Origin of the sequence: Streptomyces sp. H27-C3, assembly GCF_030063415.1 — a bacterium.
Taxonomy (GTDB): domain Bacteria; phylum Actinomycetota; class Actinomycetes; order Streptomycetales; family Streptomycetaceae; genus Streptomyces.
Genome location: NZ_JASITA010000005.1, coordinates 16090 through 31347, shown reverse-complemented (window position 1 = coordinate 31347; position 15258 = coordinate 16090). Strand labels below are relative to the sequence as shown.

15 protein-coding genes are annotated in these 15258 nt (G+C 71.5%); 8 read left to right on the top strand and 7 right to left on the bottom strand.

Translation table 11 applies throughout. The annotated features are described in order from the left end of the window. Nucleotides 1-38: 38 nt before the first annotated feature. The 5 genes from QMK30_RS06235 (at nucleotide 39) to QMK30_RS06215 (ending at nucleotide 4976) form a co-directional block, all read left to right on the top strand. Nucleotides 39-860 (top strand): SDR family oxidoreductase, encoded by an 822-nt coding sequence (locus QMK30_RS06235; RefSeq protein ID WP_283516149.1) that lies wholly within the window; start codon nucleotides 39-41, stop codon nucleotides 858-860. A 197-nt stretch (nucleotides 861-1057) separates the two neighbouring features. After that, on the top strand, nucleotides 1058-1669 hold the full coding sequence (locus QMK30_RS06230; RefSeq protein WP_283516148.1) for a TetR/AcrR family transcriptional regulator: 612 nt from the start codon (nucleotides 1058-1060) through the stop codon (nucleotides 1667-1669). Between the two features lie 21 nt (nucleotides 1670-1690). Continuing rightward, on the top strand, nucleotides 1691-2848 hold the full coding sequence (locus tag QMK30_RS06225; RefSeq protein ID WP_283516147.1) for an acetyl-CoA C-acetyltransferase: 1158 nt from the start codon (nucleotides 1691-1693) through the stop codon (nucleotides 2846-2848). A gap of 198 nt (nucleotides 2849-3046) precedes the next feature. Continuing rightward, nucleotides 3047-3250: a cold-shock protein gene (locus QMK30_RS06220; protein WP_015607926.1), complete on the top strand. Its 204-nt coding sequence runs from the start codon at nucleotides 3047-3049 to the stop codon at nucleotides 3248-3250. Nucleotides 3251-3338: 88 nt separating this feature from the next. Then, the gene (locus tag QMK30_RS06215) at nucleotides 3339-4976 is read left to right on the top strand and encodes a DEAD/DEAH box helicase (RefSeq protein WP_283516146.1); all 1638 of its coding nucleotides are present in this window, start codon (nucleotides 3339-3341) and stop codon (nucleotides 4974-4976) included. Nucleotides 4977-4996: 20 nt separating this feature from the next. On the opposite strand, the gene QMK30_RS06210 is transcribed toward QMK30_RS06215, so the two are convergent. From QMK30_RS06210 to QMK30_RS06190, 5 genes are all read right to left on the bottom strand, one after another. After that, nucleotides 4997-5929 carry a tyrosine-protein phosphatase gene (locus tag QMK30_RS06210; protein ID WP_283516145.1) on the bottom strand — a complete coding sequence of 311 codons (933 nt, stop codon included), beginning with the start codon at nucleotides 5927-5929 and terminating at the stop codon, nucleotides 4997-4999. 28 nt (nucleotides 5930-5957) lie between these two features. Then, on the bottom strand, nucleotides 5958-7025 hold the full coding sequence (locus QMK30_RS06205; RefSeq protein WP_283516144.1) for an NAD(P)H-dependent flavin oxidoreductase: 1068 nt from the start codon (nucleotides 7023-7025) through the stop codon (nucleotides 5958-5960). Continuing rightward, complete coding sequence (locus QMK30_RS06200) at nucleotides 7025-7729, bottom strand: CoA-transferase subunit beta (protein ID WP_283516343.1); 705 nt, start codon at nucleotides 7727-7729, stop codon at nucleotides 7025-7027. Before QMK30_RS06200 ends, QMK30_RS06205 begins: the two co-directional genes overlap by 1 nt. Before the next feature lie 83 nt (nucleotides 7730-7812). Beyond that, nucleotides 7813-8670 (bottom strand): CoA transferase subunit A, encoded by an 858-nt coding sequence (locus tag QMK30_RS06195; RefSeq protein ID WP_283516143.1) that lies wholly within the window; start codon nucleotides 8668-8670, stop codon nucleotides 7813-7815. Further along, nucleotides 8667-9455, bottom strand: a complete 789-nt coding sequence (locus QMK30_RS06190) for an enoyl-CoA hydratase family protein (RefSeq protein WP_283516142.1) — start codon at nucleotides 9453-9455, stop codon at nucleotides 8667-8669. Before QMK30_RS06190 ends, QMK30_RS06195 begins: the two co-directional genes overlap by 4 nt. 56 nt (nucleotides 9456-9511) lie before the next feature. Between QMK30_RS06190 and QMK30_RS06185 the strand changes: the two genes are divergently transcribed. From QMK30_RS06185 to QMK30_RS06175, 3 genes are all read left to right on the top strand, one after another. After that, entirely contained in the window at nucleotides 9512-10276 is a 765-nt protein-coding gene (locus tag QMK30_RS06185) for an SDR family oxidoreductase (RefSeq protein WP_283516141.1), read from the top strand. A gap of 1 nt (nucleotide 10277) precedes the next feature. Next, nucleotides 10278-11237: an SDR family oxidoreductase gene (locus tag QMK30_RS06180; protein ID WP_283516140.1), complete on the top strand. Its 960-nt coding sequence runs from the start codon at nucleotides 10278-10280 to the stop codon at nucleotides 11235-11237. 451 nt (nucleotides 11238-11688) lie between these two features. After that, entirely contained in the window at nucleotides 11689-12660 is a 972-nt protein-coding gene (locus QMK30_RS06175) for an RICIN domain-containing protein (RefSeq protein WP_283516139.1), read from the top strand. On the opposite strand, the gene QMK30_RS06170 is transcribed toward QMK30_RS06175, so the two are convergent. After that, a complete protein-coding gene (locus QMK30_RS06170) occupies nucleotides 12641-13363 on the bottom strand; it encodes a S26 family signal peptidase (protein WP_283516138.1) in 723 nt (240 codons plus the stop codon). The genes QMK30_RS06175 and QMK30_RS06170 overlap by 20 nt on opposite strands. After that, complete coding sequence (locus tag QMK30_RS06165; RefSeq protein WP_283516137.1) at nucleotides 13360-15234, bottom strand: ABC transporter ATP-binding protein; 1875 nt, start codon at nucleotides 15232-15234, stop codon at nucleotides 13360-13362. Before QMK30_RS06165 ends, QMK30_RS06170 begins: the two co-directional genes overlap by 4 nt. Nucleotides 15235-15258 lie beyond the last annotated feature (24 nt).

The window sequence follows — 15258 nt, the reverse complement described above, 5'->3', positions numbered from 1 at the left end:
CCTTCCCTAACAAGGGTTTGGTAGGTTAACGTACGGCCATGAGCAGCGTCGAGGAGCCGAGCGCACCCGGACACGTGCCGGGTGCGCCCGATTACGTACCTGGACACGGCCTGCTCCGGGACCGCAGCGCCGTCATCACCGCGGCGGCCGGGGCCGGGATCGGCGGTGCGACCGCCCGCAGATTCCTGGAGGAGGGCGCGCGGATCGTCATCAGCGACGCGCACGCGCGGCGGCTGAAGGAGAGCGAGGCGGCGCTCGCGGCGGAGTTCGGGCCGGGCGCCGTCACCTCGGTCCCGTGCGACGTCACGGACGAGGCGCAGGTCCAGGCGCTCTTCCAGGCGGCCGTTACGCGGCACGGCGGACTCGACATCGTCGTCAACAACGCTGGACTGGGCGGCACTTGCGCCCTGGTCGACATGACCGACGAGCAGTGGTCGAAGGTCCTCGACGTGACGCTGAACGGGACATTCCGCTGCACCCGGGCGGCGCTGCGGCTGCTCAAGGACGCGGATGGCGGCGGAGTGATCGTCAACAACGCCTCCGTCGTCGGCTGGCGCGCCCAGGCGGGCCAGGCCCACTACGCCGCGGCGAAGGCCGGCGTGATGGCACTGACGAGGTGTGCGGCGGTCGAGGCGGCGGAGTACCGCGTCCGGGTGAACGCCGTCGCCCCCAGCCTTGCCATGCACCCGCACCTGGTGAAGGTCACCACCCCCGAACTCCTCGAAGAGCTGACGGCCCGTGAGGTCTTCGGCCGGTACGCCGAGCCCTGGGAGGTCGCCAACGTCATCGTCTTCCTCGCCAGCGGCTACTCCTCCTACATGACGGGCGAAACGGTCTCCGTCAGCAGCCAGCATGCCTAAGGGCTGTCCCGCAATCCCTGGCAGGCGCACGACGACAGCTACGGCACCTCGCCGCGTTGTCGGAACGCCCGAATACGTCCAGTATGCGAACGTCCCTCCGCCTTGCGATGCACCGCATCTGACGCCGTGCGCTGATCCACCAGGGATTACGGGACAGCCCTTAGGGGCCACACCGTCACCGGTACGACAATGGGCGGGTGCCTACCAAGAAGAAGTCCCAGGTGACCGCCTCGCCCGAGCGGCGCCGCGAACTGCTCGACACCGCCGCCGAGGTGTTCGCCGCCCAGGGCTACAACGCCACCACCGTCCGGAAGATCGCCGACGAGGCGGGCATGCTCGCCGGCAGCCTCTACTACCACTTCGATTCCAAGGAATCGATGCTCGACGAGATCCTGTCGACCTTCCTCGCCGAGCTCTGGGACGGGTACGACACCGTGCTCGCCGCCGGCCTCGGCCCCAGGGAGACCATCGAGGCCCTGGTCACCGAGTCCTTCCGTGAGATCGACCGGCACCGCGCCGCCGTCGCCATCTACCAGAAGGAATCCAGGCACCTGGCCTCGCAGCCCCGCTTCCACTACCTCACCGACTCGCAGCAGAAGTTCGAGAAGGCGTGGCTCGGAACGCTGGAGCGCGGCGTCGCCGCCCAGGTCTTCCGCGACGACCTCGACGTCCGCCTCACCTACCGCTTCGTGCGCGACACCGTGTGGGTCGCCGCGTCCTGGTACCGGCCCGGCGGACAGCACAGCCCGGAGGAAATCGCCCGCCAGTACCTGTCGATGGTCCTGGACGGAATCGCCCTGCGTACGTAACTCATCCAAGGAGCAGCAGTCATGGCCGAGGCCTACATCGTCGAAGCGGTACGCACCCCGGTCGGCCGGCGCAAGGGCGGCCTGTCTGCCGTCCACCCGGCCGACCTCGGAGCCCACGTCCTCCAGGCCCTGGTCCGGCGCTCCGGCGTCGACCCGGCCGCCGTCGCGGACGTGATCTTCGGCTGCCTGGACACCGTGGGCCCCCAGGCGGGGGACATCGCGCGTACGGCGTGGCTGGCGGCCGGGCTGCCCGAGGAAGTGCCCGGCGTGACGATCGACCGGCAGTGCGGCTCCTCGCAGCAGGCCCTCCACTTCGCCGCGCAGGGCGTGCTCTCCGGCACTCAGGACCTGGTCGTCGCGGGCGGCGTGCAGAACATGACCCAGATCCCCATCGCCTTCGCCTCGCGCCAGGCCGCCGAACCGCTGGGCCTGACCGAGGGGCCGTACGCCGGCTCCGCGGGGTGGCGGGCGCGCTACGGTGACCGGCCCGTCAACCAGTTCCACGGAGCCGAGCTGATCGCCCGCAAGTGGGGCATCTCCCGCCTCGACATGGAGGAGTTCGCGCTCCGCTCGCACCAACGGGCGCTGCGCGCGATCGACGAGGGCCGCTTCGAGCGGGAGACCGTCGCCCACGGCGACGTGACGGTGGACGAGGGGCCGCGGCGCGACACCACGCTGGAGAAGATGGCGGGCCTCAAGCCCGTCATGGAGGGGGGCACCATCACCGCGGCCTGCTCCTCGCAGGTCTCCGACGGGGCCTCGGCGCTGCTCATCGCGTCCGGGCGGGCCGTCGCCGAACACGGGCTGACCCCGCGCGCCCGCATCCACCACCTGTCGGTGCGCGCCGAGGACCCGATCCGCATGCTGTCCGCGCCGATCCCGGCGACGGCGTACGCCCTGAAGAAGACCGGGATGTCGATCGCCGACATCGACCTGGTCGAGATCAATGAGGCGTTCGCGCCGGTGGTCCTCGCCTGGCTGAAGGAGACCGGCGCCGACCCCGAGCGGGTCAACGTCAACGGCGGCGCCATCGCGCTCGGACACCCGCTCGGCGCGACCGGTGTGAAGCTCATGACGACGCTCCTGCACGAACTGGAGCGTACGGGCGGGCGGTTCGGGCTGCAGACGATGTGCGAGGGTGGCGGACAGGCGAACGTCACGATCATTGAACGCCTGTAGAGCTGGCGCTCCGGCGTCGTCGTGCTAAGCTGGGCGAGTTGCAGTTTTGGTACCCATAAACATTATGTGCGCCTGACGGGAATGCTTCCATCAGGCGCATTTTGTTTTCCGGTTCTCCGGATGGGGCTAATTGCGGCGACGTGGAATCCGTACAGTGCGGATTTCCGGATCTGCCCCAGTTTTTTATAGGAGAATGACATGGCTACTGGAACCGTGAAGTGGTTCAACTCGGAAAAGGGCTTCGGCTTCATTGAGCAGGACGGCGGCGGCGCCGACGTCTTCGCCCACTACTCGAACATTGCCACCCAGGGCTTCCGTGAGCTCCAGGAGGGCCAGAAGGTCTCCTTCGACGTCACGCAGGGCCAGAAGGGCCCGCAGGCGGAGAACATCGTCCCGGCCTAATCGCCGCGACGCGTTACCTCCTGGCCGGGGCCCGCACCGTGAAGGTGCGGGCCCCGGCTTGTGCTGTCCCCAGGAAGGCAATTCCCGAATGACTCGCTCCGAACGCCCGGCCGCCGCTCGCTCAGCCCGTCCCGCTCGCAATCGCCCCTCGAAGGCCCAGGGCAAGGCTCCCGCAAAGGGACCCGCCCGTCGGTCCACCCCCCTTCAGGGTGAATTCGCGATGCCGGAGACCATTACCCCGGCGCTGCCGGCCGTCGAGCAGTTCGCAGACCTCGACATGCCCGCAGCCCTGCTCAAGACCCTGGCGGCACTGGGTGTGACCGAGCCCTTCCCGATTCAGGGCGCGACCCTGCCGAACGCGATCGCCGGCCGCGACATCCTCGGCCGCGGGCGCACCGGATCCGGGAAGACCCTTGCCTTCGGCCTCGCGCTGCTGACCCGCCTCGCGGGACAGCGCGCCGAGCCGCGTACCCCCCTCGCGCTGGTCCTGGTGCCCACCCGTGAGCTCGCACAGCAGGTCACCGACGCCCTGACGCCGTACGCGACCGCCGTGAACCTGCGGACCGCCACGGTCGTCGGCGGCATGTCGATCACCCGGCAGTCGACCGCGCTGCGCCGAGGCACCGAGGTGCTCGTGGCCACCCCCGGCCGCCTCAAGGACCTCATCGAGCGCGGTGACTGCGACCTGTCCCAGGTCTCGATCACTGTCCTCGACGAGGCCGACCAGATGGCCGACATGGGCTTCCTGCCGCAGGTCACAGGGCTGCTCAAGCAGGTCCAGCCGGACGGGCAGCGGATGCTGTTCTCCGCGACCCTCGACCGGAACGTCGACCGGCTCGTGAAGATGTTCCTGAGCGACCCGGTGGTCCACTCCGTCGACCCGTCGGCGGGCGCGGTGACCACGATGGAGCACCACGTCCTGTACGTCGCGGACGAGACCGACAAGAAGGCCGTGGCCACCCGCATCGCGGCCCGCGAGGGCCGGGTGATCCTCTTCGTGGACACCAAGCGCGCCGCGGACCGTTTCGCCAAGCGCCTGCTGGCCAGTGGTGTACCGGCGGCGGCGCTGCACGGTGGCCGTTCGCAGCCGCAGCGCAACCGGACGCTCGACCAGTTCAAGACCGGTCAGGTCACCGCGCTGGTCGCCACCAATGTGGCCGCCCGCGGCATCCACATCGACGACCTCGACCTGGTCGTCAACGTCGACCCGCCCACCGACCACAAGGACTACCTGCACCGCGGCGGCCGTACTGCCCGCGCCGGTGAGTCCGGCAGCGTGGTCACGCTGGTGCTGCCCGACGAGAAGCGGGAGATGACCAAGCTGATGTCCGACGCCGGCATCAGCCCGCAGACCGCCAGGGTCAAGTCCAGCGATGAGGAGCTGGCCCGGATCACCGGTGCGCGCGAGCCCTCCGGCGTGGCCATCATCGTCGAGGTCCCGCAGCAGCAGGCGCAGCCCAAGCGCAAGCCGCAGGGCGGCGGCCGCGCGAGCGGCGGTAACCGTACGGCCGGCGGCCGTGGCGGCCAGGGCGGCGGCGGTCGTGGTCAGGGCGAGCGTGCCCCGGCCGGCGGCCGTGCTGGGCAGACGGCAGGCCGTGGCGGCCAGGGCGAGCAGGGCGGCGCCGGCCGGGCGCCCCAGGGCGAGCGTGCCCCGGGCAGCCGGAGCCGTGGCCGTCGTGGCCGCCCGGGGACGGGCGCGCAGGGCGGTAGCCGCGCTGCCGCGTAGTGCTTCAGCCGTAGTTCTTGTCAGCGCAGCAGCCGGGCCTGGAGTTTCGCGATCGTGCGGAAGTCCAGGCCCAGGCCTTGGCCCAGATAGTGGTGCAGGCCGCCGTAGTCCGCCGCGACCCGGTCGAGAGCGCTGCCCAGGTAGTCCGCACGTACCTCCTGGAGCGGAATCAGCAGATCCGGGTTCTGCATCAGCCCGGCCTGCTTGAGGCCGTCGCGGAGCTTCGCGTCGTATGCCGCGCGATACGTGTTGGACGCGAGGTAGTCGTGCTCGGCCGTGCGCGACGGGACACCGAGTGCGCGCAGCAGCAGGTAACTCGTCCAGCCCGTACGGTCCTTGCCCGCCGTGCAGTGGTACAGCAGCGGGGCGTCGCGGCTGCCCTCGGCGATGTCGCGCAGAGTCGCCCCGAACCGGGCCCGGTTCTCCGGGCTCGTGACGAACGTCCGATAGACCTCCCGCATGAACGCCGCGGCCCGGCCGCCGCCGAGCATCTCCTCCTGCTTGACCGGGTCCTTGGAGCCGATGACGGTCAGCAGCTGCGTGAACAGCCCGTTGTCCGTGACCGGGCGCGAGACCGCGGTGAGGCCCGCGGGGAGCCGGTCCACGCCGTCGAACTGCACCTCGACCGGGACCCGGTAGTCGACGACCTTCTTCAGGCCGAGCCGGGAGAGCGTGACGACGTCCGCGTCGGTGAGCTTGCTCAGCGCGTCCGCGCGGTAGACCTGCCCGTGGCGGACCGTGTCCCCGCCGTACGTGCGATAGCCGCCCACATCACGGACGTTGACCGCGCCCTCCAGGAGGACCTGACGGACCTCGTCGCCGCGCTGGCGGTGCTGGGCGGCGGCGGCCGGTCCTTCGGCCGCCGCCCCGGCGAGCGCCGGGGCGGGCAGCGTCCCGAGGGCGAGAGCGGCCAGGGCCGCTCCGGTCGCCAGGCGTATTCGGGCACGGCTCATCTGGACCACTCCTGCGAGGGAGAAGGAATCACCCTGCTGTCGGCAGGGTGCGGAGCGCCTGGAATCGTTCGAGCGTTTCGTTCGCCTCTGCCATGACACGTGCCACCAGCTGGGCGCAGGACGGCAGATCCTCGATCAGTCCCGCGACCTGGCCGGACGCCATCACACCGAGATCGGTGCGGCCGTCGACCATGGACGCCTTGAGCAGCATCGGGGTATTGGCGGCCAGCAGGACCTGACTCCAGCTGAGGTCCCTGCCCTGTTTCATGGCCAGACCGTCACGGACCATCGTGGTCCAGGTCAGCCCGGAGATCTTCTTGAAACCGGCGGCGCGGCGCACGGCCTGCGCCAGTGCCCGGGTGCGGCCCGCCCGTTCCAGGGAGTCGACAAGATCGCTGCGGAGCATGCGGTGCGGGAGGCCGTCGACGGCCGTGGTGACCGTGACCTCCTTGACGCCCGCCGCGAGGTACTCGGCCTTCACGGCGTCGGGGACCGTCGAGTCGGAGGTGAGCAGGAAGCGGGTGCCCATGCCGATGCCCGCGGCGCCGTACGCCAGCGCGGCGACCAGGCCGCGACCGTCGCAGAAGCCGCCCGCGGCGATCACGGGGATGTCGACCGCGTCGACAACCTGCGGGAGCAGCACGGTCGTTGCCACCTCACCGGTGTGTCCGCCGCCCTCCCCGCCCTGGACCATCACCGCGTCCGCGCCCCAGGCCGCGACCTTCTCGGCGTGCCGGCGCGCGCCGATGGACGGGATGACGACGACCCCCGCGTCCTTCAGCTCCGCGATCAGGTCCCTGGACGGCGCGAGAGCGAAGGAGGCCACCTTCACGCCCTCGTCGATGACGATCCGTACCCGCTCACGCGCATCGCTCGCGTCGGCGCGCAGATTGACGCCGAAGGGCTCGTCCGTACGGGACTTGACCTCGCGCACCGCGCGCAGGAGCCGGTCGGTGGTCATGGTCGCGGAGGCGAGAATGCCCAGCGCGCCCGCTTCGGCGGCGGCCGAGACCAGGCGCGGGCCGGCCACCCAGCCCATGCCGGTCTGGACGAGGGGGTGCCTGACGCCGGTGAGCCGGGTGAGTGCGGTCTCCATCAGGCCCTGACCTCCCGATCGCGCAGGCCGTCGGGGTCGATGACCTCGCGGATCAGGCGCAGTTCAGCAGGGGAGGGCTCGCGGGTGAAGGGCACGTCGGCCGAGGCGGTGAGGGCGAAGCCGGTCGCCTCACGGACCTGGTCGGCCGTGACGCCCGGGTGCAGCGAGGCGAGACGCATCGAGTGGTCGGGGGTCTCGAAGTCGAAGACGCCCAGGTCGCTGACGACGCGCGGGATGCGGTGGTAGCGGGTGGCGCTAGGCCCGGCGGCGGCCGCGTTGTCGTAACCGACGCCGCAGACCATGTCGACCTTCTCGACGAACACCCGGGTGGAGTGCCTGGGCACCCAGTAACTCGTCGGATTGTTCAGGGTGTTGACGGGCGCGCCGCGCACGCCGAGCAGCTGGCGGGTCGGCTGGGCCCAGTCGCCGATGCAGGAGATGTTCTGGTTGCCGAAGCGGTCGACCTGGCTGACGCCCATCATCACGTGCCGCCTGCCGCCGGTGACCATGGCGAGGTGCTGCCGGTACGGGAGCCAGCCCTCGGGCGTCCCGTCGAGACCGACGAGCAGCGCCTCGCCGTCGGTGAGCAGCAGGCCGGGGGAGAAGGTGCGCTTGGCGAGCCGGGCGCCGATGCCCGGCACGGTGCCCATGGGGCTCGCCAGCACCTCGCCGCTGTCGCGCCAGGCCTCCGCGCAGGCGATCACGCAGTACTCGGCGCGGGTGGCCCCAGCGGTGTCCGAGGCCGTGTCAGGGGCGGGGTGCGCGCCCGCGGCGGTGGGTGTCGTGCTCACTTCTGCTCCTCGTGCCAGGCCTGCACGGCCGACTGGTAGGCCCTCTCGTCCCCGGACAGGAAACGTGCGGCGAACTCGGGCCAGGGAGTGGTCGCGTACAGCTTCTGGAAGGCCTCGTCACGGCCGTAGTCGGGGGCGCACGAGGTGAAGTGCGCGCCGTTCGGCGTCTCGCTCACGCCGGTGACCGCGTGTCGCTTGACCAGGAGGGACTGCGGTGGCGCGTCCTTGGTGAGCTCGGCCGTGTCGACCAGCTGCTCGCAGGAGACGTACGCCGTGTCGGCCGCCTCGCAGAAGAGGTCGTCGAAGTACGGGTCGGGGCCCAGGTACTGGCCGTCGCCGAACCGGTCGGCGCGGTTCAGGTGGACCAGTGCGGCGTCCATCCGCAGGGCGGGCACGGCGACGAACTCCTCACCGTCGTCATAGGGCGAAGTGACCGTACGGAGCTGGGGGTTGACCCGCATCACGTCGGAGCCGAGGCCGGCGCGGACGGGCAGGAAGGGCAGCCGGTTCGCCGCCGCGTGCAAACCCCACATGAACATCGCCTCGTCGATCTCGGTGAGTTCGAAGGCGCCGTTCTCGCGGGCTGCGCGGTAGTGCGGTTCGAGGGGGATCGAGTCGAGGGTGACGAACGCGGTGACCAACCTGCGGATCTTTCCGGCGGCGGCCAGGAGGCCGACGTCGGGGCCGCCGTACGCGATCACGGTGAGATCGGTGATCTCCGACCGGAGCAGTGCCCGGACCAGGGCCATGGGCTTGCGGCGCGAGCCCCAGCCGCCGATGCCGATGGCCATGCCGCTGCGGAGGCGGGATACGACCTCCTCGGCGGAAAGCGTCTTGTCGCTCTGGGCGCTCATGCCGGGTTCTCCTTGCCGTGCCCGCGGACGGTGTCGTGGGCTTCGCTGTCCTTGCCGAAGGTGTCGCGGACGCGGCCGGCGAGGCCGCTGAGGTTGGCCTCGAAGGTGAAGCCCTGCTCGAAGCGGTAACTGCGGCGCACGTCCACCGGGTCGATGCCGTTGATGGCGGCCTTGGCCAGCCGGATGAGCGAGCCGTCCTTTCGCGCGATCTCGCGGGCCAGCCCCAGGGCGGCCCCGCGCAGCTCGGCGCGCGGCACGACCTGCCAGACCGAGCCGTGCCGGTGCAGCTCCTGCGCGCTCACGGTGCGCGAGGTGTAGTACAGCGTGCGCATCAGATGCTGGGGGACGAGGCGGGCGAGGTGGGTGGCGGCCCCGAGCGCACCCCGGTCCAGCTCGGGCAGCCCGAAGGTGGCGTCGTCGGACGCGACGATCGCGTCCGCGTTGCCGACCAGGCCGATTCCGCCGCCCAGACAGAAGCCGTTGACCGCCGCGACGACGGGCACCTCGCACTCGTAGACGGCGGCGAAGGCCTCGGAGCAGCCGTGATTGGCGCCGATGAGGGCGCTGTGGCCGGGGTCGCGCTGCATCTCCTTGATATCGACGCCCGCGTTGAAGCCTCGGCCTTCGGCGGCGAGGACCACACAGCGGATCTCCGGGTCGCGGCCCGCCGCGCGGATGGCGTCGGCGAGGTCGTACCAGCCTTGTACGGGCAGCGCGTTGACGGGCGGGAAGTCGGCCGTGACGACGCGGATGCCGTTGTCCGGGCTTGAGGTGGAGACACCCATGAGCGGATCAGCTACCTTTCCACCAAACATTTGTTAGGTAGGGAAGGTAGCAGCGAATGGAACTGGACGGGAGGGTCGCCGTCGTCACCGGCGGCACGCGCGGCGTCGGCGCGGGAATCGCGCGGGCGTTCCTGGCGGCGGGCGCGAAGGTAGTGGTGTGCGCCCGCAGACCACCGGACCGGCCGGTGGAATCGGCAGGCCGCACGGCCGTGTTCAGGCCGGTGGATCTGCGGGACCAGGCCGCCGTCCACGACTTCTTCGCCGATGTCGTGGCGACCTACGGTCGGCTCGACGTGCTGGTCAACAACGCGGGCGGGACGCCGTACCGGCTCCTCGGGGAGGGCGAGGCGGAGCGGCACGCGCGCGTGGTCGCGCTGAATCTGACGGCGCCGATGCATGCCTCCCTCGCGGCGTACGAGTATCTGCGCACGTCCCGGGGGTCGGTGGTGATGATCGGCAGCGTCAGCGGGAGCCGGCCGTCGCCCGGAACGGCCGCCTATGGAGCGGCCAAGGCGGGGCTGCGGAACCTGGCCGGGTCGATGGCCGTGGAGTGGGCGCCCGAGGTGCGGGTCAACACGCTCGTGCTCGGGATGGTCCGTACGGAACTCTCGCATCTGCACTACGGGGACGAGGCGGGCATCGCGGCCGTCGGGCGGACCGTGCCCGCGGGGCGGCTCGCCGAGCCCTCGGAGATCGGTGACGCGGTGGTCTTCCTCGCGTCGGAGCGCGCCGGGTATGTGAGCGGGGCCTCGCTGCTCATCCACGGGGGCGGGGAGCGGCCCGCGTTCCTCGACGCCGCAACAGCCAACAAGGAGAGCTGACATGGCCGGTATCGGTGGCGGAATTGGCGACGGAAGTGGCGAGGGCCGCTTCGAGGGGCTCTGCGGCGGACGTGTTGTGATCGTGACGGGCGCGGGGCGCGGGCTCGGACGTGCGCACGCTCTCGCCTTCGCGGCCGAGGGCGCGAAGGTCGTCGTCAACGACCTGGGCGTCGGGCTCGACGGGGCGGGAACCTCGGTGAGCCCCGCGCAGCAGGTCGTCGACGAGATCGTAGCGGCCGGCGGCAAGGCGGTGGCGCACGGTGGGGACATCGCCACGTCCGACGGTGCGGCGTCGCTGGTCGCGGCGGCGGTGGGGACCTTCGGCCGACTCGACACCCTGGTCAACAACGCGGGTTTCCTGCGCGACCGGATGCTCGTCAACCTGGACGAGGACGACTGGGACGCGGTGGTGCGGGTGCATCTGAAGGGGCACTTCCTGATGCTGAAGCACGCGGCGGCGTACTGGCGTGCGGAGGCGAAGGCGGGCCGGGGGGTCGCGGCGCGGGTGGTCAACACCAGCTCGGGAGCGGGCCTGTTGGGCAGCGTGGGGCAGGGCAACTACTCGGCGGCCAAGGCCGGCATCATCGGCCTGACGCTGGTGGCGGCGGCGGAGATGGAGCGGTACGGCGTCCAGGTCAACGCGATCGCCCCGGCGGCCCGCACTCGGATGACCGAGCAGACCTTCGCCGGAGCCATGGCCGCGCCGGGCGGCGGCGGGTTCGACGCGATGGCCCCGGACAACGTCTCGCCGCTGGTGGTGTGGCTCGGCTCGGCGGCGAGCGCCGGGGTCACCGGTCGAGTCTTCGAGGCGGAGGCCGGCCGCATCACGGTCATGGAGGGCTGGCACGCGGGGCCGACGGCGGACAGGGGGGCGCGGTGGGCGCCCGCGGAGGCGGGGGAAGCGGTGCGGAAGCTGCTGGCGGACGCGGAGGCGCCCCTACCGGTTTATGGGGCGCGGTGAGTTGGGCCGGGATTCCTGGATTCCGGGGCTGCCGGGCTCCCTGGACCCCGGGCCCCCGGTTTGCCCGCCCCCGGGACGCCCTTCGGCGTGTCCTCAATCGCCGGGCGGGCTGGCTCATTCCGTCCCTGACCAGCCGTTGGTCAGGCAAGCAGGACAGCCCCCCAGCGGACCGTGACCTACAGCGGGTACGGCGGCAAGTGCGAGGTGGTCTACGACTGGAGGATGTTCGCCCGACCGCACCGCGTGAGCGCGACGACCGAGCGGGACCCGGTGGCACGGGTCCGCCGGTGTCCGTCCGCGGGGGTGACGGGCGGCGGCCTCGCGCCGCGTCGGTCCCTGCGAGCAGGCGAGTGGCCGACGCCCGTACGAAATCCGGTCGTTGTGCTGCGCCGCGAGGAATGGCAAGGATGACCATTGCCGCCCCCGTGGCGCTACGGCCACGATCGGGCCCATGACTGGCCAAGGAGACTCAGAGCTCGGCGACGCCCAGGACGCGGCGGCGTTCATGGAGTTGCTGCGCCGTCTGAAGAAGCGCTCCAGGCTGTCGTTCCGCCAGCTCGAACAGCGGGCGGCAGACGCGGACGACATGCTGCCCCGCAGCACCCTCTACAACATGCTGGCGCGCGACGTGCCTCCACGGCCCGAGCTGCTGACGGCCTTCGTACGGGCCTGCGGAGACGGCGACCGCGTACCGGAATGGCTCGCAGCCTGGGACCGGGTCGCCGGACCGGCGCCGGGGACAACCGACCGGCCGGCCACCGGGGCGCAGCAGGATGTCGTCACGGCGCAGGCTTCGCGGCGCGAAAGCACCCGTACCGGCCGGACGAGGGATCTGGGTCCTGGCCGACTCGCGATCGCAGCCCTCACCTTCGTGCTGGTGGCGGCGGCCGTCACCACGGCGCTGCTGCGCGGCGACGAGGGCCGTGACGGCTCATCGGGCGCCCCACCCCGGTCCTTCTCCGCGGCGCCTTCGCCCATCAGCGGCTGGGTGACGATCCACCTCGCAGTCGCCCCCGAACTGTGCCTGACCGACGGGCGCGTGCGGGACTGGCGGCACACGCCCCTGGTGGCGGTGCAGCGGCCCTGCAAGGAGGCGGCTCCGCAGAGCACACTCCTCGAGCTCGTCAGGGAGAACCTCTACCGCATCCAGTGGCATCACCCCGACTACGGCAAGGGCTGCCTGCAGGCGCTGGCCGACTCGCGCGGGGCCGGCCTGCTGGAACCGATGGACGACTGCGAGGACGGCAGCCTGTTCCGCGTCGAACCGTCGGGCGAACTCGGCAAGGGCAGGTTCGTGCTCCGGGTGGAGGGCCGCGGCTGCGTGGGTATAGCGGGTTCCAGCCAGACCGAGGGCGCCGAAGCGGTGATGCAGCGATGCACGGGCAAGGGCCGCCAGGTGTTCATCATCCGTGCCGCGAACTGACGGCGTCGCGCCCCTGCCGTCGTACGACCGCACCGAGCACCCGCGCCGCCGGGAAGTACCCGACCTGCCGGGAGTCGTAGCTCTCCGCCTCGTTGTCCCCGAGAAGCACCAGCATCCCCGGTGGCACCACCGGACCCGGCGCGTCGGCGAGGGCGGGCACGCCGTCCCGGGGGACACGATCACCCGGGACGGCGGCCACTCTCTTGATGACCCACTGGCGCTCGTAGATCAGATGCGGACCGGCAGTCGACGCCACCGGCGGCTCGGTCCACGGCGAGCGGAACGGCGGCCGCTCGACGACCACCACCGCGCCCGGCACGGGCACGGCCCGGCGGCGCACGAGCACCTGGTCGCCCTCGTGATGCGCGGGCTCCATGCTCCGGCCGGAGACGGTCACCGCGACCAGGCGGCGCTCCGCGAGCCTGCTGAGCACAAGACCCAGGGTGAGGAGCAGGGCGCAGCACCCGCCGAACACCACCCACCCGGGAGCGGCCCCGGCGATCATGAGCGCCGCGGCCCCGCTCCACAGCAGGGCGACCGCGGCGAGCAGCGAGCCCCGGAGCAGCAGCGCCCGCCTGGAGCGGACACGGGCACGGTCGAGAGCGGATTCCGCTTTCCGGACCGCATGAAGTGCTGAGCCGCTGCCGGCGTCGCGGCTTTCCGCAGGCGGACCCGGGGCCCGCGGCCCGAAGTCCTGACTCATGGCGCCTCCTTCAGCGGGGATGTGCGCGGATCCGCAGGTTCGTACGGCGCCGAGTGCTGGGGCGGTCCGGGGCGGTAACCGGCGGCCTGCAGGGCGTAGAGCCGCGCGTATTCCCCGCCCGAGGCCACCAGTGTGCTGTGGCTCCCCGACTCGACGATGCGTCCCCCCGAGAGCCCGACGATCACATCCGCGTCGCGCACAGCGCCGAGCCGGTGCGAGATGAGCAGGCTGGTACGCCCTTCCCGGTGGGTGCGCAGCGACTTGTGGATCTCGTGCTCGGCCGCCGCGTCGAGCCCCGCCGAAGGCTCGTCGAGGATCATCAGGTCCCGCTTGTCGCGTACGAACGCCCGCGCCAGGGCCAGCCGTTGGCTCTGTCCGCCGGACAGCATCACGCCGGTGGCCGGGTCGGCCTTGTCCGACTCGGTGAAGAACATCCGGGACAGCAGTGTGTCGTAGCCGTCCGGCAGCGCTGTCAGTACGTCGTGCACCCCGGCGCGCCGGGCCGCCTCCCGTATCCGTTCGGGCTCATCGATCGCGCCGAGGTCCCCCTGGGCGATACTCTCGACAGCCGTCAGGTCGTACTCCATGTAGTCCTGGAACACCGCGCTGATCCGCCGCCGCAGTGCGGCGATGTCGGCGTCGCGGATGTCCACACCGTCCCAGAGGATCGCACCGCGTGTGGGGTCGTAGAACCGGCACAGCAGTTTGACGAGGGTCGACTTCCCGGATCCGTTGCGACCGACGAGCGCGACGGACGAACCGTGCGGGATCCACAGATCGACTCCGCGCAGCACCCAGGGGTGCCGAGGCGAATACCGGAACCACACGTCGCGCAGTTCGATGCCGCGGCGCAGTTGCGGCAGCGGGTGCGGCGCCGCCGCCATGGGCAGCTCAGGTCCCGCCGAGACCACTGCCTGGTAGTGGCCGAAGAGCAGCAGGGCGTGGTGCGTGCTCGCGACGTCACCCGCCAGAGTGGTCAGCGCCGTCTGCACTCCGGCGACGGAGGCCAGGAAGACGGTCACGTCACCGGGGGTGAGCCCGCCGCCCCGGGCGGCCCCGACCGTCCAGAGCAGCCCGGCGCCGGCCACTGCGGCGGCCAGCAGGCCGAGCCCCGAACGCAGTTGGACCTCCCTGCGGTCCACGGCCCGGCGTGCCTGGTCCGCGCTACGCCGGTTGGCGAGCATCCGCTCCCGCAGGAAGCCGCCGGTGCCGAAGAGCCGTATCTCCTTCGCGGCCTCCACATTGGCGAGCAGGCCCATGTAGAAGAACTGGCGCCGCTCGGCGGGTCCGATGTTCCAGTCCGTGGCCGCCCGCCGGCTCGACAGCAGGAGCTCGGCTACAAGGATCGGCAGCGCGGCCAGCAGCACCAGGACCATCGTGGGCGGACTGATGATGAACAGCGAGCCGAGGAAGCCCACGACGGTGAACACCGAGCGGGCGGCGCCGAGCACCCCGTCGACCGCCTGGTTGGCGGCGGGGGCCGCGACGACCGTCTGCTGGGCGAGCCGAAGCCGGTCGAGGAAGTCGGGGCTCTCGAACCGCCCCAGACCGGCGAACCGGTCCACGGCCATGAAGAGCCTGTCCTGGGCGAGCAGTCCGACCCTGCGGTCCAGTTCGGTCCGCAGATAGTGGGTCAGAGTCGGGGTGGCGCCGGTCGCCACACCCGTGGCCACCAGGGTCAGGGCCGGTATCAGCAGCTCACCCGCGGTGGCCCCGGCGGCGAGGCTGTCGACGATCAGCTTCGTGGACCAGGCGATGGCGACCGGGAAGGCTCCGGCGGCCAGGGAGGGCACCGCGTACAGGATCAGCCTGCCGGGAGCCGCCGTCGCGACCAGCCGCCCCGCGCTCAGGGCGCGGGACGCGGCGCTCATGTCCCCGCTTCCGCGGTCGTCCGT